The sequence below is a fragment of the Campylobacter concisus genome (assembly GCF_902460665.1).
Classification (GTDB): Bacteria; Campylobacterota; Campylobacteria; order Campylobacterales; family Campylobacteraceae; genus Campylobacter_A; species Campylobacter_A concisus_AL.
Genome location: NZ_CABPUR010000004.1, coordinates 119078 through 141124, shown reverse-complemented (window position 1 = coordinate 141124; position 22047 = coordinate 119078). Strand labels below are relative to the sequence as shown.

Sequence of the window (22047 nt, the reverse complement as noted above, 5' to 3'; positions counted from 1 at the left end):
CGTAAGCTGTTATAGAAGCCAAATTATTAGCATTGTATCTTCTTGGCCATCTCTCAACCCATAAAACCAAATGGCAAGGCAAACATATCATCATCTAGCTTCATAGCCGTATCTCCAGCATAAAAAACTATGCCCTTATCAAATTTACTTTGTAAATTTTCTTTTAGATGGTAGATATGCTTAAAGTCATCTTTGCTGATAGTTTTTGAGGATTTGACCTCTATGGCTATGAGCTTACCTGATATCTCAAGGATAAAGTCTATCTCTTTTTGATCGCTCGTTCTATAATAATATATATTTGCTCTTTTTTTGTTACTTGTATTTGCTTTTAGAAGCTCATCAAATACAAACGTCTCATATATGGCACCTTTATATGAAGAATTTGCAAGCTCTTGCGCTGAAGAAATTTGCAGTAAGTGTGCCAGCACCCCTGTGTCTGTAGCAAAAATTTTAGGTGTTTTTATGAGCCTTTTTAGAGCATTGTTAAAATACGGCTGAAGCTTTTGGATCTGGTATGTATGCTCTAGCACGCTAAAATAGCTATCAAATGTCTTATTATCAAGCCCAGACTCTAGACATAGCTCGTTTTTGTTAAAGATATTGCCGCTTCTTAGCATACATAGGCGGTACATAGTGATAAATTTATCCATATTTCTGATGTTACCTATCTCTTTGGCGTCTGATTCTATATATGTTCTTATATATGAGCTAAACCAGAGGTATTTTGATTTTTCAGAGGTTATTTTTGTGATCTCTGGGTAGCCGCCATTTATGATCTTTTCAGATAAGCCGTCGTTACCGTACTTCTTTAGTATAAGATGGCCTATATCGCCACTTAAAATATCTATCAAATTTTCATTACTATGGTTTAACTCTTTTTGAGAAAACGGGTAAAGCTCTACTATACCTATCCTACCAGCCAAAGAGTCCGAGATATCTTTAAAGCCTTTTAAATTTGCAGAGCCAGTTAATATAAACTGCCCATTTGTTCTATCCTTATCTACAAATTCTTTTATTGCTAAAAGCAGTATGGGCACTCTTTGTATCTCATCTATTACTATGGGCTTATCGCAATGCTCTATAAAGCCTTTGGGATCGTTTCTCGCTGCTTCATATATATTTATATCGTCAAGCGTTACGTAATTTGGTATATCTAAATTTAAAGCAAGGGTTGATTTGCCAACTTGTCTAGCTCCGCTTATCAAAAGCACAGGAAAGCTTTTCATATACTCTTTTATTTCGTCGCTTATGGCTCGTTTGATGTACATAGTATTTTATCCTTAAATATTTAGGAGTATAATACTATGATTTATATAAATTTACAAGGATGGCTTGGTTAAGATAATTGTATATTTAAATTTAATTCGAACTAAAACTGGCAAGATTAAGTCAGTCACTGTGATTTTCTATCATACTGAGTATTTTATTTGTAGAGTTTTAAGCAATATCACCTCAGATTTCCATATTGACAAATGGCAGTAAAATTTTCCCTCAAAAGGAGCAGCACAATAACCATTTTTGGAATATTGCACAGGCTCTTTTGTACTGCGACCTAACTTCCCAATAAATTTTACCTCATAACTTTATCCAGTAGTGATTTGTAACTATCCACTACGTCATAGACCACGCTATCATTGCTTATAGCCTTAAAATGCTCCTTTGCGCAGTGGATTTTAGATTCTTCGATTTGGCGAAGCTGCATAGAGTTCATAGACCCTTTAGTCTCCGCAGCAAAATAAATGTACTTGATATCACCCTCATAAAATGCAATCGCCCTAAAAAGACAAACCTCTCCAGATACATCAGTCATATATATAGACGAATTTAAAGGAAATATAGAAAAAGAGAAATATCAGCTAGCGATGTATGATAAAAACCGTAAACTAGTAGATATATTAAGAAATAGACATTCACAAACAATAAAAAATATAATAAACGAATTTGAAATACAACCACAAGTAGTTGTAATGGATATGTTTAAGCCATTTAGAAGCATAATAAATAGTAATATAGTTCAGGCCCAAATAGTAGCAGATAAATATCATGTAATAAGACAAGGGATATGGGCATTAAGAGATTTAAGAGTAGAATTATTTAACAAAGACAATGAAAAGTATAAGAAGTTAAAAAAATATTGGAAAATACTAAGTAAAAGCCCAATAAGTCAGTTTAGTCAAAGACAAAAAGAAATATTAAAAGAGATATTAAAAGTAGATAAGACATTGAAAAAGATGTATAGAATAATAAAAGAATTTTACAAGATGTTTGAGAGCAAGACAGTAAAGACAATGAGAAGGAGAATAGAGCAATTAATTGAAAAATTGAGAGTATTTAATATAAAGCAAAGTATAAAACTAGCAGATACAATAACAAGTTGGAAAAAAGAGATAATAAATATAGTAGAATATGAAATAAACAATGGGTTTGTAGAAGGAAATAACAACAAAATGAAAGTAATAAAAAGAGTATCTTATGGACTAAGAAACTATAAAAGATTTAGAAAATTGATATATTTACGTCTTTGCAATAGATAGAGGTGTTTTTACACCCCCACTATTGACAAAGAACCATAATAAATTTTATCCGCTCTATAAATTTAAAAATTGAATACCCTTTTTACATACATTTAAAAGAAAAATTTATATATAATCCTAAGATAAAAAATTAATAATTATACTTAAGGAGCAAACGTGCAAATTCCTATTCGCTACGGCAAAGATGATATCATCGACCTAAGCGTTCCGGAAAAAAATTTACTGGGAGTTTTTAACCCCAACCCCGTGGCTAAATTCGACGAAACGGCACTCATCGCAAAGGCTCTGGCAAATCCAATAAACCAAAAAAGCTTTGATGAGTTTATCGCTGGCGATGAAAAGATCGTTATCATCGTAAATGACGGCACAAGGCCTACGCCAACTGCTAAAATTTTAAAGCAAATTTATCCAAAACTTCGCGATAAAAATAAAATTTTCATCATCGCCACCGGCTGCCACAGAGAGGGGACACTAGATGAATACAATATGATATTTTCTAAAGAAATTTACCCTGAAATTAGAGCTAAAAACGAGGTTCATGACCACGACTCAAAGCACGATGAGATGGTCTTTTTAGGCGAGAGCAAAAACGGCACGCAGATGTATCTAAACAAAATCGTAGCTGAAGCTAAAAAAGTGATCGTCATAGGTTCAGTCGAGCCTCACTATTTTGCAGGCTACACTGGCGGTAGAAAGGCGTTTTTGCCAGGTACTGCCTCATACGAGAGCATCACGCAAAACCACAAACTAGCCCTTAGTCCTGACGCTCAGGCTCTGCGCCTTGAGGGCAACCCTGTGCATGAAGATACGATCGATGCGATGAAGGTTCTTTCAAACATCGATGTCTTTTCTATACAGACAGTGCTTGATAGCGAGCATGGTGTCTATTACGCAAGTGCTGGCGATCTAAACGATAGTTTTTATGACTGCGTGAAAAAGGCTGATGAGGTCTTTTGCGTAAATATCCCACAAAAAGCCGACATCGTGATCTCGGTAGCGCCTTATCCTATGGATGTCGATCTTTATCAGGCGCAAAAGGGTGCGGACGCAAAAATAGTCATCTTGCCGTTTGGCTCTATGACTGTGCCTAAGGTTTAAGTATGGCTAAAATTTTATACTATGATGCTAGTTGCGGTATTAGCGGCGATATGAATTTAGGCGCGCTGGTGGATCTGGGCGCGGATTTTAGCTATCTTTGCGCCGAGCTTGCTAAGCTAAATTTAGCTAGCGAATTTTACCTACGCAAGCGCAAAGTGCTAAAATGCGGTATCTCTGCAACCAAAATAGACGTCGTTTGCGCGGCAAATCCGAGCCAAATTCCGCTTGGCCTCTTAGGCGCTAAATTTAGCCCGCGTCAAAATTTAAACGGCAAAATTCACGGCGCCGAATTTAGAGCGGATAAGCCCGCCCAAAACCATCCGCGTCCGCGAAATTTCACGCAAATTTTAGAGCTTATCGAGGGTTCTAGCCTAAGCGCTTTCGTAAAAAAAACGGCAAGCGAAATTTTTAGCGTTATCGCGCAGGCCGAGGCCAAAATCCACGGCACTAGCGCAGAGCAAGTACATTTCCACGAAGTGGGCGCCGCGGACAGCATCGCGGACGTAGTGGGTGCGGCTATTTGCTTGGAGGCCTTGGGTGCGCCGCAAATTTTTGCTTCGCCTATCGAGCTTGGCGGCGGTTTTGCGCACTGCGCTCACGGCAGGCTGACCGTACCGGCGCCTGCGGTTTGCGAAATTTTAAAAGGCGCGCAAGTAAGCCTAGGGCGAGCGAATTTCGAGATGACTACGCCCACAGGAGCGGCTATTTTAAAGGCCTGCGCACTAAATTTAAGGGAGCAAGACCGCCGCGAGTCGCCGCGAAATTTTAAAATTTTAAGCACGGGCTACGGCGCTGGCGATAAAGACGTCGCAGATTTTGCCAACGCGCTTCGCGTGATACTTTGCGAAACGAGCGAGGATTTAGGCTTGAGAGATGAGCCAAATTTGAGCGTGCAGATCGGCTATGGCGAGCTTTGCGAGCGGATTTTAATCTCCACTAATATCGACGACATGGACGCCGAGAGCTTTGCCTTTGCGTGCGATATTTTGCGAGATAGCGGCGCGCTGGACGTATTTAGCAGGTCTATTTTTATGAAAAAGGGGCGCGCGGGCTTTGAGCTAAACGCGCTGTGCCGCAAGCAGGACGCCGCGCGGATAAAGGGGCTAATTTTCGCGCATACGACGGCGATCGGAGTTAGAGAGTGCGTCGTGAGGAAAACGGAGCTTGCGCGCGAGTTTTGCGAGGTAGAGACTAAATACGGCAAAATAAGGCTTAAAATTTCGCGCGGCCGAGTTTGCGGTTTTAACGCCGAACAAAATTTAACGGACGAAAATTTAGCCCGAGATTACCCCGAAATTTTAAAAATCAAGCCCGAATTCGAGGACTGCAAAAAAGCCGCGCAGAGATTTCAAACGACGATCCGCGAGGTTAGAAACGAGACTTTAAAAAAATATGACGAAACTAGAAATTCTAAAAAATGATATAAAAAAGCTGGAAAATTTAGCCGTAGCGTTTAGCGGCGGCGTGGATAGCTCGCTACTGTTGCGCGTTGCCGCCGATACGCTAGGCCGGCGCGCGGTAGCTATCACGCTAAAATCGCCCTATATGTCGGGGCGCGAGATAAAAGAGGCGATGGAATTTACCCGTACTTACGGCATCAGGCACGAAATTTTAGAGCTAGAAGCGCCCGAAGCGGTAAAAAATAATCCGCAAGATCGCTGCTACGTTTGTAAAAAGGCGGTTTTTACACGGTTAATCGAGCTGGCAAAACATCTAGGCTTTACAAATGTCGCCGACGGTACGAACTTAGACGACCTTGGCGAATACCGCCCGGGGCTTAAAGCAAAAGACGAGCTTGGCGTGCTTTCGCCGCTTAAAGGCCTCAAAAAATCAGAGATTAGAGAGCTTAGCCGCGAGCTTGGACTGCCGACCGCGGATAAGCCCAGCTACGCGTGCCTTCTGACGCGTTTACCGCACGATAGGGAGTTTTCCGCGGAGGAAATTTCGCTCGTGGAGCGAGCCGAAAATCTGCTAATCTCGCACGGATTTTTAAACGTTCGCGCGCGATTTGACGGCAAAGCCTTTAAGCTGCAAATGGGTGCGAGCGAGACTAGACGCTTTTGCGCGGGAGATTTTAGCGCCGTCGTACGCGAGATCGCCGCGCTTGGCGAGTATGATATTTTGCTTGATTTAAAGGGGCTTCGCGGGGGGATTTTAAATGACGAAAGATGAGGCTTTAAATTTCATCCGTACCGTAAAATCGGGCGAAAAAAGCGAGCGCGAAGCGATAGAGTTTTTACGGTATTTTCCTTTTAGCGACGTGGGCTGCGCCAAAATCGACACTCAGCGCGCCCTGCGAAACGGCGCGGGCGAGGTGATCTACGGCGAGGGCAAGACCGATGATGAAATTTTGCGTATCGCAGAAGCGATCGGCGCGAGAGGGCAAAATATCCTAATCACGCGCACGAACGAGCGGGTTTTTGAGCGGCTGCGCGAAATCTTACCGCAGGTGGAGTTTAACGCTCGCGGCCGCGTCATCAGCGTCAAATTTAAAGAGCCCGCGCTCACGCAAAGCTACATCGCGATAGTTTCCGCAGGCACCGCCGACGGCGCGGTAGTGGAGGAAGCGTACGAAACGGCGAGATTTCTAGGCAACGACACGCGTAAATTTAGCGATGCGGGCGTGGCTGGGCTGCACAGGCTGATCGCAAATCTAGAGCAAATACGCGGGGCAAAGGTCGTGATCGCGGTGGCGGGCATGGAAGGCGCGCTAGCTAGCGTGCTCGCGGGCCTCGTGAGCGTGCCGGTGATCGCGGTACCCACCAGCGTGGGATACGGAGCGAGTTTCGGCGGGCTGGCGGCTCTGCTAGCGATGCTAAACAGCTGCGCAAACGGCGTCAGCGTCGTAAATATCGACAACGGATTCGGCGCCGCGTATAACGCGAACCTGATAAATCATCTCTGAATTTACGCCCGTGCTCGGACTAATAAACGGACTAAATTCGAGTACGAGAGCCTATCGATCACAGAAGCAAACCGCAACAGCTACCAAGCCGTAATAGCGCAGTGGCACGATAGCAAAGACAGTAAAGATAAACAAGCGAAGATTGGCGGCGGAGAGCAAACCTATAAGCTAAATATCCCCGAGCCAAAATCAGACAATGAAGCCTTAAAAAGGGCGAAGCCAAGCTAAACGAACTACAACGCGGCGGAATGAACGGCTAGCTTACCGCCACTGGTAGAGAGCTAAGGGCCGGCGTAAAACTAAAAATAACCGGCGTAACCAGACTTGAAAATGTAAAATTTAGTATTAAAAGCGTATCGCATAATCTAAACACTACAAACTATATGATTGATCTGGAGTTTGAGGGGTAGGATTATATCTGATTATAAAAATATTCTTTCTTACCTTTTCTATAGTAGCCATCTATAACATCAGTAAGTTCGAATCTAAAATATTCAAATATGCGCTTAAACTCTACTAATTTTTCTTCCGACACCGTGAGAAATGGTTTTTCTGTTTCTAATTCCATAAAGCTTTGTTTAAAAAGTTTTATTCCGTATCCTTTATTCTTGTAAGGGGGCATGGTAGATAAGTGACATATCTTTTGCTCACTGTATTTTAGAATAGCCAAGCCTCTTAAATCATTTTCGTTACAAGAAGTTATTATTTTTTTTGTTCCATTTTTTAAAGATGGTATCACGTTAAGAAAATACCAAGCATCAAATTCTGGATAGTATTTTTTTGCCTCTTTGACATAGTTATATAATACATATTTATTCTGTATATCTGCCTTTATAGGCAAAATGTGATTTGATGTTAAGACAATTGAGGGGTCATAGAATATCATTTAAAAAAAACACTTTATAAGAGGTCATAAATAAAATTAGACACTATAGCTACGAACACCACGAATAACAGGAATTTGTATTTTTCAAATTTTGAACTTTTATGATGAAGGCTTTTTAAAAAGAGTTGATACGATTCTATGCACCCACCACTAAGATTACTCTCCTTAAACTGATAGACCGTCATATTTAAATCGGTATCATAACCTATATATTCACGCCACAAATCATCCTCCAAAACCCTAAAACTTTTTATTGACTTATTTTTTTCTAGTAGTTCCGTAGTAGAATCTAGTATAATAAATGTATTAATTTCCTTAAATTTTATTTTATTATCTATTTGTTTTGTAAAGCGTCTATCCAAATTTATAGATATGCCGGTGATTTTCATAGCTTTAATAAAAGGGTTAGTCATAGTATCTGAGAGCATTGTGTCAGATATTTTATCCTTAATATTTGTAACTCTAAATCTGAAATAACTATTTTTTTGTTGTTCCTTTACGCTCATTGTAATACTTGTATCATTGTTGATGGTGGTATTACAGAGCTCAATATTACCAAGGTCATACTCTTTTAATCTAAAACTTGATTTATTTTTATCCAGATGTGTTTCTTCGTTAAATATCATGTTTATGGTTTTACCATCACACAAGCGATCCTTGATGTCTATAAAATCAGTTTTGTATATTTTAAAAGGGAGTGTGATATTTATGTTAAAGTTTCTACTAATGTTATTGTATTCTTTCCTGGATACCAATACCCCAATTTCAATATATGAGTTTTCGTTATTGTTTGGCAAAAACAGGTTGATGTGAAGTATAACTTCTATTTTGTCTGCAATATCAGAATCTGCACAAATTGCTATAGGCCATGCGATTGAGTTTTTTTATTCATAGTTTTTTATCCAATATACATAAACGATTGTGGTGCCACAAAATTTGGGTATTGCAAATAAGGACAAATTGCCTCTTTATATTTATTTGCGGATTTAATCTTAATGGCAAAACCGGTACTCTTGCCATTAAAGTATTTTAGATATCTTTCTTTATCTATACCGGCATCCATACTCGTTTTATCCCATAGCTCTTCTGGGCTTGCCTCCAAAATATTATCAACTATAAATTCTCCTATAATTTTTCCAACTGGCTTTGTGGCATATACTTTAATCTTATTAACGTTTTTTTTAAATTTTACCTTTCTAAACTCAAATTTTTTCGTACCATCAAAAATAGCCTCAGCGAATTCCGGCTTAATGGATAATAATGCTGTCATTTACTAAACCTTCTTTTAAAATTGCAAAAAAAGCCTCATCTGTAAGCTTCACAAAACCCCAGTAGGCTTCTTCGTGACCTATAATTTCTCTAATCTTCTTTAAAATAACACGTCTTTTAAATGATATATTGTATGCCATTTTTATTATTTTTGTGTAATTTTTTTTGATAAATATATTCTCTAATTCATCATCAGTAAATATATTATGAGGCTTGCAGTACTTGATGAAATCATACAAGTCACTAAAACTGGATAAATCTTTATATTCTTCTACAACACACAAGGAGGTTATGACGGATGAGTAGTTCGCGCTTTGGGCATTTTTATCTTTTGTTCTATAAATGAGTAAGCAGTCGCCTCTCTTGAGTTGCTCGACACCTTTCATTTCCGTTATATACACCTTATGAATACTATTTGATTCAGACATGTCTTTTAGTATGTCATAGCTTTCTGTGTTTAGCATAGAGTCCGAGAACATACCAGTATGATATTTTGGGTATATACTTAAAAGATATTTGTCGCTTGTCGCATTAATAGCCGGATAGTCCAGCAGTATATCATTTTTTAGCGCCTGCACATGAGTCGGTATATTTTTTGTTAATACTAGCTCATTGATTTTTTTGCTATGCTGGACAAACCCATATCTTTTTAATAATTTTATTAAAGGTGCTTGTTTTTCAAAAGACGTTACATAGATATTATAAATATTGTTTGCTACGGCAAAATCAAAAATCTTCTTTATAATACGCTCTCCAAGCTTTGTCCCATGCGCATCTATTTTAAGAGTTCCTATCTTTAGCCATGTCACATTTGTGTCAAGTGTCGGACTTATATCCGTATTATCTATTGGGCTTTCTATTTTTAGATACAAAAAAGCCACTATCTTGGTATCATCAAAGAGTATATATGCTTTTTCGCCAGCGTCCGCTTTTTTCGCTATCCATGTATCAAAACCTTTATAGTCTTGCCTTAAAGAGTCGAAAAAGGAATCAGATGTGTTAATTTCACGTATATATTTCTCTTGGATATTTGACATTTTAACACCTCTTGAAATTTTCCAAGCAATTGTATCAAAGATTATCTAATTTTATTCTTTTAAAGCCATCGTTGCAATATCGGCAAGGATCTTTAAAAGTATTTTTTGAATTTAAAACGATAATAAAAAGATTAAAAAAATTTACGTTTCAAATCAAAGTGAAAAATGTGATGTTTTAGCCCACTTTGATTTGAAACGTGGTTTTTACAGCTAAATTTGAAGGCTAAATTTAAAAGGAAAGCGTTGCGAGAGAAAAATTTAAGAGAGCAAAAACCAAACGAGCCGAAGGACGCAGTAAGGCACGAGCAAAAGCTGCAAACAAAGCAAAGTGTGAGAACGAGGCTAGCGTTTTTAGCCGCGGCGGTACTGATTTTGGCGGTCGAAATTTACATAGCGATCTGCGTAAAGGGCGGCTTTGTGCGACACTACGCGGGCGACGTTTTGGCCGTCATCTTGCTTTATGCGTTTGTGAGAGCTATATTTAGTGTGACGCCATCAAATTTAGCGCTTAAAATTTTTGCCTTTGCGGCGGCCTTGGAGCTCGCGCAGTATTTTGGCGCAGTGCAAATTTTGGGCATAGAAAATAAAATTTTAAAAATAATGATCGGCGGAACGTTTGATTTTACCGACCTGCTCTGCTACGCGGTTGGCTGCGTCCTAGCGGGCGTTTATGAAAAATTTGAAAGTAAAAACCAGCAAAGGAGAAGCGATGGATAAAGAAAAAGCCGTGCAAAAGATGACCGAGATCATGGCGAAATTCGTCGGCTACACGGGCAAAGTGCTGCCTGATGACGTGACGGCGAAGCTAATCGAGCTCGCCGAGCGCGAGACGCAGCCGCTGGCAAAGGAGATCTACAAAACGATGTTTGAAAACCAGCGCCTTGCTAAAGCTAGACCGTCCGTCCTGTCAGGATACGGGCGTGATCTAGTTTTTCGTGCGTTGTGGCGCGAATTTCCCACTCATCGGCGAGCTTGAGGAGCTGCTGCGAGAGGCCGTACTGAGAGCGACGCGCGAGGCTCCGCTGCGCCACAACAGCGTCGAGACCTTTGATGAGTACAATACCGGCAAAAATGTCGGCAAGGGCACGCCGAGCGTATTTTGGGAGATAGTGCCAGATAGCGGCGAGTGCGAGATCCACACCTATATGGCGGGCGGCGGCTGTAGCCTGCCCGGCAAGGCGACCGTGCTGATGCCCGGCATGGGCTATGAGGGAGTCGTGAAATTCGTCATGGACATAATGACTAGCTACGGCATAAACGCCTGTCCGCCGCTGTTAGTTGGCGTAGGCGTAGGCACCTCGATCGATGTGGCGTCCTTGCTATCTAAAAAAGCGCTGATGAGACCTCTTGGCTCGCATAATCCAAACGAGCGCGCCGCGCTAACCGAAAAGCTGCTCGAAGAGGGCATCAATAAAATCGGCCTCGGCCCACAAGGCATGAGCGGCGCAAGCTCCGTGATGGGCGTGCATATCGAAAACTGCGCCCGCCACCCAAGCGTCATAGCCGTTGCTGTAAATGTGGGCTGTTGGTCGCACCGCAAAGGTCACATCGTCTGGGACGCAGAGCTAAGCTTTGCCGTAAAATCGCACAAAGAGTTTGCGCTATGAGTAAGAAAATTTTAATCACGCCTATAAGCGCCGAGGATCTTTCAAATATCAAAATCGGCGACGTGATCTACCTCACGGGGCACATCAGTTTGTAGATTTGGCTAGCACACAAAGAGAGCTAGCAGATGAATTAGGAGCTAAGTTTTTAGAATTTTGTAGTTCATACCTAAATGAAAAATGTGTTATTGCCAAAAGTGAATTTACTTACCAAGAATCTTTTTTGCCAGCAAGCCTAACTATCGAAGCCTACACTAAAAAACCGACTGCTAACACAACAATGGTAGATGCGTACATTGGTAATGTGCATTTTAGGTTAAATTATGATTATGTATATGAAGAGTATGATGATGACCATTTTAAAGATGAATATGCGTATCAATATCTTGACTTTCAAATATAACAAGTGCTATAATACAACCAAGTTACATTTAAAGAAAGGAGGGTAAATCATGGCAAACGGAGATTATGAAGTAACTCATAATAGGATTCTTAATAGTGTAAAGAAAAAATATCATTCATACAAAGGTAAAGTAGGCAAGATTGCTGATAATATAATAGACAGAAATTTTAAAGCTGATAAGCCGTTACAAAAATGGAGTACTGATGTATCTCAATTTAACTTTTAATGGGGTAAATGCAACATTTCACCAATACTTGATATGTATACAAATGAAATAATCTCTTATGACTTATCCTTAAGTCCTAATTTAGAGCAAATATCTAAAAAAATTTTGTTAACTTCTTTATATTGAGGATAGGAGACTATATAAAAGATTTTTACTATTAATTAGAAAGAGTGGATAAATGGGGAAAGGTTTCTTTAAGAATAAAAAATTATGCATATTGGTTCTCTTTGTATTGCTATTGCTTTTAATACTAACTTGTATTTGTTTAGGAAGATATCAGGTTAGCCCCTATAAAGCATTTATGATTATATACAAAACAATAACCGGAGATGTTAGCGGCTTAGATGTACATGAAACTAGTGTAGTAATTGACATAAGACTACCTAGAATACTTATGGGAGTTTTAGTAGGTGCAGGGCTATCACTGGCAGGAGCAGCATATCAAACTGTTTTTTCAAACCCTTTAGTTAGCCCGGACTTACTAGGGGTGTCTTCAGGAGCAGGTTTTGGGGCGGCTTTATCTATATTATTATCCCTAGACATGATAGTGACTCAGCATGTTTCTTTGCTTCTGGGGCTTTTAGCAGTTTATATAGTTTTAAACCTATCCAGAGTAAAAAAACGAACAGATTTGTATGTGTTAGTTTTATCCGGAGTAATTGTAAAGTCACTATTTGATGCTTCAATATCATTTATTAAATATATAGCAGATCCGGAAGATAAGCTTCCAACTATCACTATGTGGTTGCTGGGAAGTTTAGCAAGTGTATCCTATAGAGATCTTGTTATTTGTTCAATAATAATAATACCTTGTATTTTCGGCTTCTTTCTATTAAGGTGGAAATTGAATCTTTTATCTCTAGATTCTGATGAGGCTAGGTCTTTAGGAATTAATGTAAAAAAATTACGTATTGTGGTTATCTTACTCTCAACATTGATAACTGCAACTACAGTTTCTGTATGTGGAATTATAGGATGGATAGGTTTAATAATTCCCCATTTGGCGAGAATGGTTATCGGAAATGATAATAGGTACCTTATTCCAACTTGTTGTGTTATGGGAGCAATTTATTTATTACTGATAGATACCCTTTCAAGAGCAGCTACAAGCAATGAAATTCCCATTTCAATATTAACAGCATTTATAGGTGCGCCATTATTCATAACTATACTTAGAAAGAATTCGGGAGAAAGAAGATGATACTCCAAGTTAAAAAAGGTACTTTTTCATATGACAAGAGAAAAATTTTAAAAGATATTTCATTTGATTTAAAAGAAGAAGAAGTAATGTCCATTCTTGGACCCAATGGGGTGGGTAAAACTACTTTCTTAAGGTGTCTTATGGGATTTTTAAAATGGGACACGGGAAAAGCCTTATTGTTCGGCAAAGATATAAATGAATATGCAGAAAAAGAATTATGGGAAAACTTAAGTTATGTTCCTCAAGTTAAGAAAAGTGTGTTTAGTTATGGGGTTTTAGAAATGGTTGTGATGGGTTTAGACAAGGAAAACAGTTTTTTCCATATCCCTACGAAGGAAGATTATGATAAAGCTTATGAAACTTTAAAAGAATTAGGAGTTGAAAAGCTATCAAATAGATACTGTGATGAGCTATCCGGAGGAGAGCTTCAAATGGTTATGATTGCGAGAGCTCTTGTTTCTAATCCAAAACTTCTTATTTTAGATGAACCGGAGTCAAACCTGGATATGAAGAATCAAATTAGAATCATAGAGGCAATTAAACATATAAATGTAAATAAAAAATCTGCTTGCATAATAAACACTCATTTTCCTAGTCATGCATTGCAGATATCTGACAAAACTTTGTTTATCGGTAGTGACTACAAAACAACCTTTGATGAAAGTTCGAAAGCCATTACTGAAGATAACTTACAAAAGTATTTTCAGATCAAAGCTAAAATTTTAATTTTTCAAGCAGAAGAAGTTGAATACAAAACAGTTGCACCTTATAAAGCCATATAGAACTGTTAGAAGGAGGTTAATGAATGGAATATAGAAAATTAGGATCTACAGGCATACAAATTTCAAGAATATCTATGGGAAGTCATCACTTAAAGAATCCCCAAGATATAGATAAACATGCAGAAAATTTCTTCTATGCATATAAACAAGGAATAAATTTCTTTGAAACCGGCGATACTTATGGAAACAATTGTTCAGAACTTATATTAGGTGCAGCCATAAAAGAAATGAAGAAGCATAAAAAACCATTTTATATTATGTCAAAGACACATGCCGGAGATTCTAAAACATTTCGAAAAAATCTTGAAAATTCTTTGAAGAATTTAGGAATAAGTTGTATTGACTCCTTTACTTGTCTTTGGGGTGTAAAATCTTTTGAAGAATGGAGAGGAGCTAAAAACTATGGAGCTATAAGAGAGATGGAAAAAGCAAGAGAAGAAGGACTTATTAAGCATATTACTTTTTCTTCACACTTACAAAATAAAGAACTAATTGAGATGATTGGGGAGTATAAATTTGATTATAGTTTACAGGGCTTTAATATAATTAATTCCAAATACAGATTAAAAGGAATAATGAAGACTCATGAAAAAGATATAGGGACAATAGCTATGAATCCGCTGGCAACAGGAGACTTGTTGCTTTATGAAGATATATTTAACGCTATTCGTATAAAAGAAGACCAAACTTTGGTTCAAGCGGCATATGCATATATTCTGTCCTTTCCTTTTATAGATTCTGTACTGGGAACCTTTAATTCAAAAGATGAAATTAATGAAGCTATTAAAACCCTATATCAAGAACCTTACTCTGCTAAAGAAAGGAGTGAACAAGAAGGAAAATTAAAAGAAAGAATTAATCAAGTTGATTTAGAAAGAAAGATAGAAGTTGGCAAAGCTCTTAGACAAAGACCTCATATATTAAGAGAAGAAGTTGCAGATTTGTTTGGAGTTTATCCACTAAGTGTATAATTTTCAAAGGAGGAAAAATGAAAAGAAGGATTAGTTTATTATTATTTTTAGTACTAGCATTAATTTTAAATGCTTGTGACGGCAGCTCTCAAAGTAATAAAAATGAAATCAGTGAAAACAAGGAAAAAGAAGCTAGTCAAGTGCGAGAAGTTAAAGAGGTAAAAGAAAGCGAATACTCGGTTACTGATGTTAGAGGAAAAACGATTAAATTTGAAAAAACACCGGAAAGAATTGCAACGGTGGACAAGCCTCTTCCGTCTATAATATATGCAATTGATGGAAAGACAGATAAAATTGTAGGATGCAACCCATCTTCTATTAAAGCTTTTGAAGAAAGTGTTTTAAAAAACATGTATCCACAACTAGCTAATGCGAATACTAAATGGTGTTCAAAAGACTCAGTTGTTAACGTGGAAGAGTTATTGAAGCTAAAACCGGATGTAGTGTTTATTTATTCGAATATTGAGAAAGAAATTGAAAAAATGGAAGCTGCAGGACTTAAGGTAGTAGCTTTAAAGAGGGCAGAATTTGACAGTATAAAAGAAAATATAAAAATGATATCTGAAGTACTTCAAAAGAAAGAACGTGGCGACTTATTAGTTGAATATATGGACAAAGGAATTAATGAAGTAACATCAAAGTTAGCTGAAATAAAAGATGAAGATAAACCAAAAGTTATAGAGTTTTATAGTGACATGAAAATAGCTGTAAAAACATACGACCATTGGATGAAACCAAGTGGAGCCCATAATCCGGCCCACGAGCTTAAGGGTAAATTGGCTGAAGTGGACATGGAGCAGATGATTGTATGGAACCCTGATATCATTTATTTAGGAAATCATTCAGACTTAATGCCGGAAGACTTTATTGAAAATAAGCAGGAAGGTAGAGACTGGTCAACAATTAAAGCTGTAGCTAACAAACAAGTATACAAAATTCCTATAGGTGTTTATAGGTGGGATCCTCCTGGGGTTGAAACTCCGCTTACAGTTAAATGGGCTGCAAAAATACAGTATCCACAATTGTTTTCAGATATGGACATGGAAGTAGAGTTAAAGAATTTCTTTGAATATGTATATGATTACAAATTATCAGATGATGAAGTTGCTACAATATTGAGGAAGTAGTTTTAATAAGAAAGGAAGAAACATGGATAAATAAAAGTATTAGAAATATGATTACAAATTATCAGATGATGAAGTTGCTACAATATTGAGGAAGTAGTTTTAACAAGAAAGGAAGAAACATGGATAAAATAAAAGTATTAGAAAAAGGACATGAATTAGAATATAGCTTTGATGATTTACTAAACTATCATGGTGTAGGTTATCCCGGGGGAGTAGCTCATGCATTTCAAGTCATGAGTAGAGCCTTTCCACTTTTAGATGATGGGAAATTATTAGAAAGAAGAGAGATATATCTTATTACAGCATTTCCGGGACCGGGAGGGCTAGATGCTTTTGAAATGGTAACAAGATGCGTAACAGGTGGTAGAATTTCCGTTGATATTAATTTAAAAGAAGCTGAAGAAGTCTTAGAAAGTCCCCATGGAAGATATTATTTTAAATTCAAGTATAGAGATAAAACAGTCGTTATAACCATAAAGCCAGGTTTTGTACTAAAAGAATTTATTGAATTATCAAGAAAAGAAGATAGAAGTGAAGAAGAAGAGACTACTTTGATTCAGATGAAAAAAGATATGGCAGCAAGACTATTGGCCGCTAAGCCCGAAGAAGTATATAACGCAAAAGTTCTATAAAAGAAAAAGAGAAGGGTTTTGATATGTGCCCTCTTTACTGGACAAACCAGTAAGGAGGGTATTTTTTTGAAAATAAAGATGCGTTTGAGTTATTAGTGTTTGGTTCTTATGGAACAAAATACAGTAATTTTTTAGGCTGTATAATAAATATGGGGTTTTAGGGACTATCCCTAACGAGGTATTTTTGTCTGACTTGTCGGACAAAAAGTATCCTCACCCAGATGAAATACAAGATGGCTTTTTGATAGCAAATACCATATATAGAATATATATGCAAGCTGGTTCAGCTTATGCTTTTCGTTGTTTATTGATCCGTTTAAGATAAATAAAATAACATATAGCAAAATATTAAAAAGCTATAAAATTAAGCATAATTTTAGAATCTTAAATAACCTTAAATTATAAATCAACCTTTACTATTTATTCTAACAATGCCATCATTTTAAATAGTTTACTACACCCACCCTTCCCCTTCTTGATAAAAATTTATCTCTTCTACTAGATCCTTTAGAATTTTAGGAGTTACTGGTTCGCCATAAGTATTCATAGTGATCTTGTATTGTTGTTCGTGTCCTACTAGGGCAGCTATATGTTCAACCCTCTGGCCGCTTTGGATGAGCTTGTTTATGAAAGTGTGTCTAAATGAGTGAAATGTCCTTGTTTTATCACCATCTTTTATAACTTTAGTATTGATCTTCTTTCTAAAATACTCAGAAAAGTCTTTATTATCACAGCTAAATAACCTAACTGCTTTGCCGCATTTCCTAGCTAGCTTCTTTTTACTCTCTATAAATTCAAGCAGCCCAATGCTACTTAACTTAGAGTGGATAGGAACTATCCTTACAGAGTTTCTAGTCTTTAAAGTCTTGCTCTTACCTGTTTTTACATCTATTTTTGTATTTAAACTAAAGCATACTATGTTATATTTTTCAACTATGTCATCTGTGTTTAGCTGGATTATCTCATTTAGCCTCATGCCAGAGTAAGCTGCTATATGAGTAACGAAAAATAGCTCATCTTTGCTAATCCTTTGACTTTTAGTATCACCACTTGATCTAATCTTACTAACAATATCCAAAAGTGCGTTTACATCACTATCTTCATAAGGGTTTTTATTTGTAACATCATCTTGGTTTATATTTATTTGCAGATCTATAGCTGGGTTCTTATCCATATAGTCACTATCGTAGCAGTATTTAAAAAACTCACTAACTCTAACAATATACTTCTTGATGGTTGATTTAGAAATTTTTGGCCTATCTTTTGCTAAAGCTATGATCTCATCTAAGCTTTTATCTTTATAGAGACTATTTTGAGAGAGTTTGGTTGGTAGATGTAGTAAGACATTTCTAAAATTTAGCAAGTCATCTCTTTTTATCTTTTTAATATCTAGTTCATCACCAAAATTCATATACATTAGCTTTCCTACATGTCTAACAAGGCCAAATGTGCTATCACTCCAGTTGTTTGAAATACTCGTGTTTGATACATAGTTTTCAAATGCACTCTTTAGTGTGACCATGTCAGCTTTGCTCTCGCTTTTGGTAGTTGATGTTAGATTGGATTTAAAGCTTTTAGCTCTATTTGAGAAGAGCTTTTGAAAGAAATTTATAGCTTCATTGAAAGTCATGCCACTAGCATCACTTGTATCATCTATCGCAAGGTCTTTAGCCTCAATGTCACTTAAAACTATGCCCTTATCTTCATATTTATCTGCCTTGTATAGCTTTACCTGACCGCCAAAGGTAGGATCATCTAAATTTCCATACCCAAATTTTAGATCATCACTTAGCTCGTTGTCTCCATCTGGTGATAACTCACAACCAAATATTCTTAGGATATCGTTTTGTGTGAGTGCACCTTTTTGCTTGGCTAGCTCATTTATAGCATCTCTTAGCTCGCAAACAGAGTGTTTTAAGGACTTTTTAGTGAAAGGCAGCACCAAATTCTGCTTTTTTAAAGTCTCTATGTCGTCTTGATAGCTATCTATGTTAGCCTCTTTAACACCTTTTGCTATCTCGTCTTTGGTGCCATTATCTAAATTTGTGCTCTTATGTTTTTTACCAAGTGGCACAAATGCTTGTTGCTTATCATTTAGTAGCTTTTGATTTTTGCACATCTTATATGATATGTGATTTATGTTATCTATCGTTGCCTCAAGCACCCTTTTGCCAAGAAGCTTTTTGGTGTGAGAGTCAGTACAAGATAGCTTTTTGCAGATATCATCAACCTCTTTTGATATTACACTGGGCAAGCTATCTTCTTTTAAACTCTGTTTTAAAAACAAATTTAGTGATAGTAGTCCATCTAAATTTATATATCTGCCAAGCATATCATGCTCTTTGATACTTTTGGCCTCCTTGGCTTTTAAAAGCATAAGCACCAAGTGCTCTATAAGCTCGCTACTCAAATTCATCTTCCATGCCTTTTTGATCGCGTTAAAAATTATAGAGTAGATCTTAGCATGATTTTTTGCTGTATCAAAGCGTTTTGTGAGGAAGGAGGTTATATATTCGGTTTTATTACCAAAATAAGGCCTCAGATATAGTGGGATAGCTACTCTAAAGTAGTATATGCCATTTCGTTTGACTAGATATTGCATCTTTGTTACCTATGCAATATAACTTTGTAGCAAAATGTAGCAGATATCTAGTGTGAAACTGGCCATGTGCCGTCTTTTTGGTGCTTACACAAGGTTTATTTTTAAACCCTCATAAGCCGGAGGTCGGGAGTTCAAGTCTCCCCCGTGACACCAAAACACCCTATTTTAGGCATTAGCAGTGATGCTTTTGTTCTTTCCCTTTCTTTAAAATTTCCTTTAAGAGTGGAACACTTAGTTACTAAAGTGGGACAGTCTCTTAAAAATTTCAACGATTATAAAGTCATCACCCTTTTAATACCATAAAAATAAATTTGTTTTAAATTCTTTCTTCTGGCTTTTTATCTCAAACTCCTTTAAATACGCACTTTTAATCTCCATCATTTTAATATTTTTAATTTTTCTTTCTTAAAAAATAAACTTTTTTACAAAATTTTGCATTTCTAGCTGAAATTTTTTCCAAAATTGGTGTAATTACTATAAATATCTTTTTAAAAGGATAAAAATGAAAAAATTTTTATTGATAGTAACTAGCACCGCTAGCACGAAAGAAAGTTTATGTAGTGAGGTGATTTGCCATGGCTAATGCATATACAATAAATGATCACAATCTAGTTATAAACGTAAGGTCAGATTTTTTAACATATGGTAGAGCTATAGGTAGATTTGCACATGCATGTCGTGAGAAAAATCAAAAGAAACATATAAAGTATCTCAACAAAAATCCAGCCACTATTAATCGCTACAAGCTCCTAAGCGAGTTTAATAATAATGGCAATATGAGAGATGCTAACGCCAAAGATGATGAACTACGCAATATAGCCTTTGTAAAGAATTTTCTTAAAGGCTTTCAAGAAAGCTTTGAGAAAGACTATACCAATCAGTCTTATACACAAAAACGAAAGGGCATAGAAACTCTTATAAATAAGTCTTGGCGTAAAGATATGAGTAGCTTTTGTGAGATTATCATCACGTTTGGCACAGATAGGAAGAAAAAACCAAAAGAAGGACTAAATGGCGAGGAATCAAAATTTGTAAATGAAAACATATGCATGGATAGAGTAATGAGATTTATAAATGCATACTGCTCAAAGTATGGTGTAAAGTGCCTGCTCATAGCTGAACATAATGATGAGAAGACCAAACACTATCAGATCATCTTTACAAACTATAACTTTGAGAAGCATGCAAATTTGAGATTTAGCGGCAGATCACAAACAGCAAAATTTGGTAAAGAGCTACAAGATATGGGAGCAGAGGCATTTAAAGGCCAAGTACTTCGTGGCAAGCCAAGTAATAATAGACACAAGAGCTTAACCCAAATGCACCAAATAGCAAGAGAATATCAAAGCGAGCAAGAGCTAAAAGAGAAAATTCAAAAGCTTATAGAAGCGGAAGCAAATAAGTATATGCAAAAGAAAGAGCCTTTGTGGGGCGACGAGTACTTTAGGTTAGAGCCAAATGAAAAAAGAGCTTTAATAGCAGGTCTTAGAAATTCTGTTTTTGAACAGCTACAAGAAAATATAACCATCACATCCGATAAGAAGCTAAAAGAACAAGTAGAGCTTCTTACTGGGCAAATAATAGAACAAAACAAGATCATAGGGGAAGATAAAAAGAAAAGCATAGAAGTCTTAAAAGAAAAAGAACAGCTAGAAAAAGAGCTAGATAATTTAAAAGAGATCCAAGCTGAGCAAGATAATGAGATAACAATTCTTAGACACAAACTAAAAGCACATACTAATCAACAAACAAAAATAGATGAACAAAGTGCATTGATAGAGAGTAAGAATAGAGAAAATCAATCTCTAACACGTAAAGCTGAAAGTTTGAAAAGTGAAAATATCAGACTAAGAGACTTTAATGACAAAAGCTTGGGTCTTTTACTAGAAATAGCAAATATCAACCCAGAGATAAGAGAGATGATAGTCAATGAAATTCCAGAGCTAAGGGGTAAATTTACAAAAGATGATGCTTTGATGGAGATGGGGGTAGAGAAATTTTCTAGAGATATCCAAAGTATAGTAGTAACATAAAATACCTAAGTTTTAGAGGGCTTATTTTCTAGAAGTTTGATTCATAGTAAAATTTCTTACTTTTTTATTGCAAATTTAGCTGAGTAAAATTCTCAGATAAAAGATTTGGTTAATCAAAGCGAATGCGAGACACCTTTTATGCTCATAGTTGGCTTAGATAGCGACTATAAAAATAAAAACCCAAAATTAATTAAAAGATAAAACGCTATAAAAAGGTGATCAGGTGGTCATATATTCTAGGGGTAGAGTAATGGTAAGTAAATTCTGAAGTATCACAATGCCGTTTATTTATATTATAAATATCTCTTATATCGTACCAAAGTACAATAGACAAGCCCTTTTAAAATTTATATAATTCTTCCAATTTTAAATAAATCATACTCAAGATCAAGGAGAATGTCATGGCTAACGAAGCTGGAGTAGTTAAAAGTGTAACTGGGGGAAGCGTAAGAGCTCTTAACAATGCAACTGGAGAAGTAAGAAATCTTAGCGTTGGAGACATCGTCTACCAAAACGAAAAGATAATTACAGATAGCTCTGACTCTAAAGTAACAATAACTCAAACTGATGGTAAAGAAATAACTCTAATAGGTAAAGATACTATAACTCTAGATCAAGACTCTAACAATAACGAAACAGTAGCTGATATCTCAGCTTTACAACAAGCCATCTTAAAAGGAACAGATCTTAATGCTCTAGAAGAAACTGCTGCAGGTGGTCCACAAGCAGGTGGTAAT

Annotated in this window: 21 protein-coding genes and 2 pseudogenes; 16 read left to right on the top strand and 7 right to left on the bottom strand. The window is 36.9% G+C overall.

Annotated features, from left to right (window positions below; translation table 11 throughout):
- Positions 1–53: 53 nt before the first annotated feature.
- Together F3G66_RS08215 and F3G66_RS08210 are read right to left on the bottom strand one after the other, a co-directional pair.
- On the bottom strand, positions 54–1268 hold the full coding sequence (locus F3G66_RS08215; RefSeq protein ID WP_149707770.1) for an ATP-binding protein: 1215 nt from the start codon (positions 1266–1268) through the stop codon (positions 54–56).
- Between the two features lie 302 nt (positions 1269–1570).
- Entirely contained in the window at positions 1571–1810 is a 240-nt protein-coding gene (locus F3G66_RS08210) for a restriction endonuclease (protein ID WP_103580690.1), read from the bottom strand.
- On the opposite strand from F3G66_RS08210, the gene F3G66_RS08205 reads away from it, so the two are divergent.
- From F3G66_RS08205 to larB, 5 genes and pseudogenes are all read left to right on the top strand, one after another.
- The gene (locus F3G66_RS08205) at positions 1770–2534 is read left to right on the top strand and encodes a transposase (RefSeq protein ID WP_149707769.1); all 765 of its coding nucleotides are present in this window, start codon (positions 1770–1772) and stop codon (positions 2532–2534) included. The two genes, F3G66_RS08210 and F3G66_RS08205, sit on opposite strands and share 41 nt — an antisense overlap.
- Before the next feature lie 156 nt (positions 2535–2690).
- A pseudogene (locus F3G66_RS08200) lies at positions 2691–3581 on the top strand (lactate racemase domain-containing protein); the annotation flags it as partial.
- A gap of 53 nt (positions 3582–3634) precedes the next feature.
- Positions 3635–5053 carry a nickel pincer cofactor biosynthesis protein LarC gene (gene larC / locus F3G66_RS08195; protein WP_021085667.1) on the top strand — a complete coding sequence of 473 codons (1419 nt, stop codon included), beginning with the start codon at positions 3635–3637 and terminating at the stop codon, positions 5051–5053.
- Positions 5025–5804, top strand: a complete 780-nt coding sequence (gene larE, locus F3G66_RS08190) for an ATP-dependent sacrificial sulfur transferase LarE (protein ID WP_149707768.1) — start codon at positions 5025–5027, stop codon at positions 5802–5804. Before larC ends, larE begins: the two co-directional genes overlap by 29 nt.
- Positions 5791–6537: a nickel pincer cofactor biosynthesis protein LarB gene (gene larB / locus F3G66_RS08185; protein ID WP_021085655.1), complete on the top strand. Its 747-nt coding sequence runs from the start codon at positions 5791–5793 to the stop codon at positions 6535–6537. Before larE ends, larB begins: the two co-directional genes overlap by 14 nt.
- Before the next feature lie 412 nt (positions 6538–6949).
- On the opposite strand, the gene F3G66_RS08180 is transcribed toward larB, so the two are convergent.
- From F3G66_RS08180 to F3G66_RS08165, 4 genes are all read right to left on the bottom strand, one after another.
- The gene (locus F3G66_RS08180) at positions 6950–7423 is read right to left on the bottom strand and encodes an N-acetyltransferase (RefSeq protein ID WP_149707767.1); all 474 of its coding nucleotides are present in this window, start codon (positions 7421–7423) and stop codon (positions 6950–6952) included.
- A 14-nt stretch (positions 7424–7437) separates the two neighbouring features.
- Entirely contained in the window at positions 7438–8073 is a 636-nt protein-coding gene (locus F3G66_RS08175; protein WP_223154247.1) for a hypothetical protein, read from the bottom strand.
- Positions 8074–8321: 248 nt separating this feature from the next.
- A complete protein-coding gene (locus F3G66_RS08170) occupies positions 8322–8693 on the bottom strand; it encodes an ASCH domain-containing protein (RefSeq protein ID WP_035142766.1) in 372 nt (123 codons plus the stop codon).
- Positions 8671–9729: a GNAT family N-acetyltransferase gene (locus F3G66_RS08165; protein ID WP_149707766.1), complete on the bottom strand. Its 1059-nt coding sequence runs from the start codon at positions 9727–9729 to the stop codon at positions 8671–8673. The genes F3G66_RS08170 and F3G66_RS08165 overlap by 23 nt, the downstream gene beginning before the upstream one ends.
- 243 nt (positions 9730–9972) lie before the next feature.
- Here F3G66_RS08165 and F3G66_RS08160 point away from each other — a divergent pair, with 243 nt between their 5' ends.
- The 9 genes and pseudogenes from F3G66_RS08160 to F3G66_RS08115 all read left to right on the top strand — a co-directional run bounded on the left by F3G66_RS08160 (position 9973) and on the right by F3G66_RS08115 (position 16675).
- The gene (locus F3G66_RS08160; RefSeq protein ID WP_021085657.1) at positions 9973–10446 is read left to right on the top strand and encodes a ribosomal maturation YjgA family protein; all 474 of its coding nucleotides are present in this window, start codon (positions 9973–9975) and stop codon (positions 10444–10446) included.
- Positions 10439–11336, top strand: a pseudogene (ttdA, locus tag F3G66_RS08155) (L(+)-tartrate dehydratase subunit alpha). The gene F3G66_RS08160 and the pseudogene ttdA overlap by 8 nt, the downstream one beginning before the upstream one ends.
- Positions 11337–11433: 97 nt before the next feature.
- The gene (locus F3G66_RS08145; protein ID WP_021086679.1) at positions 11434–11736 is read left to right on the top strand and encodes a hypothetical protein; all 303 of its coding nucleotides are present in this window, start codon (positions 11434–11436) and stop codon (positions 11734–11736) included.
- Positions 11737–11785: 49 nt separating this feature from the next.
- Positions 11786–11962, top strand: a complete 177-nt coding sequence (locus tag F3G66_RS09835) for a hypothetical protein (RefSeq protein ID WP_410470319.1) — start codon at positions 11786–11788, stop codon at positions 11960–11962.
- A gap of 178 nt (positions 11963–12140) precedes the next feature.
- A complete protein-coding gene (locus F3G66_RS08135) occupies positions 12141–13163 on the top strand; it encodes a FecCD family ABC transporter permease (protein ID WP_021086678.1) in 1023 nt (340 codons plus the stop codon).
- The gene (locus F3G66_RS08130) at positions 13160–13945 is read left to right on the top strand and encodes an ABC transporter ATP-binding protein (RefSeq protein WP_009295486.1); all 786 of its coding nucleotides are present in this window, start codon (positions 13160–13162) and stop codon (positions 13943–13945) included. The genes F3G66_RS08135 and F3G66_RS08130 overlap by 4 nt, the downstream gene beginning before the upstream one ends.
- Before the next feature lie 23 nt (positions 13946–13968).
- The gene (locus tag F3G66_RS08125) at positions 13969–14916 is read left to right on the top strand and encodes an aldo/keto reductase (protein ID WP_021086681.1); all 948 of its coding nucleotides are present in this window, start codon (positions 13969–13971) and stop codon (positions 14914–14916) included.
- A gap of 17 nt (positions 14917–14933) precedes the next feature.
- The gene (locus F3G66_RS08120) at positions 14934–16043 is read left to right on the top strand and encodes an ABC transporter substrate-binding protein (protein ID WP_103559558.1); all 1110 of its coding nucleotides are present in this window, start codon (positions 14934–14936) and stop codon (positions 16041–16043) included.
- Between the two features lie 119 nt (positions 16044–16162).
- On the top strand, positions 16163–16675 hold the full coding sequence (locus tag F3G66_RS08115; RefSeq protein WP_034965947.1) for a hypothetical protein: 513 nt from the start codon (positions 16163–16165) through the stop codon (positions 16673–16675).
- 454 nt (positions 16676–17129) lie between these two features.
- Here the strand turns inward: F3G66_RS08115 and F3G66_RS08105 are convergent, their stop codons facing one another.
- Positions 17130–19277 carry a site-specific integrase gene (locus F3G66_RS08105; protein ID WP_149707765.1) on the bottom strand — a complete coding sequence of 716 codons (2148 nt, stop codon included), beginning with the start codon at positions 19275–19277 and terminating at the stop codon, positions 17130–17132.
- 575 nt (positions 19278–19852) lie between these two features.
- Here F3G66_RS08105 and F3G66_RS08100 point away from each other — a divergent pair.
- Positions 19853–21310 (top strand): hypothetical protein, encoded by a 1458-nt coding sequence (locus F3G66_RS08100; protein WP_149707764.1) that lies wholly within the window; start codon positions 19853–19855, stop codon positions 21308–21310.
- A gap of 401 nt (positions 21311–21711) precedes the next feature.
- Positions 21712–22047, top strand: a 336-nt coding sequence (locus F3G66_RS08095; RefSeq protein ID WP_149707789.1) for a retention module-containing protein, incomplete at its 3' end; no start/stop codon positions are given.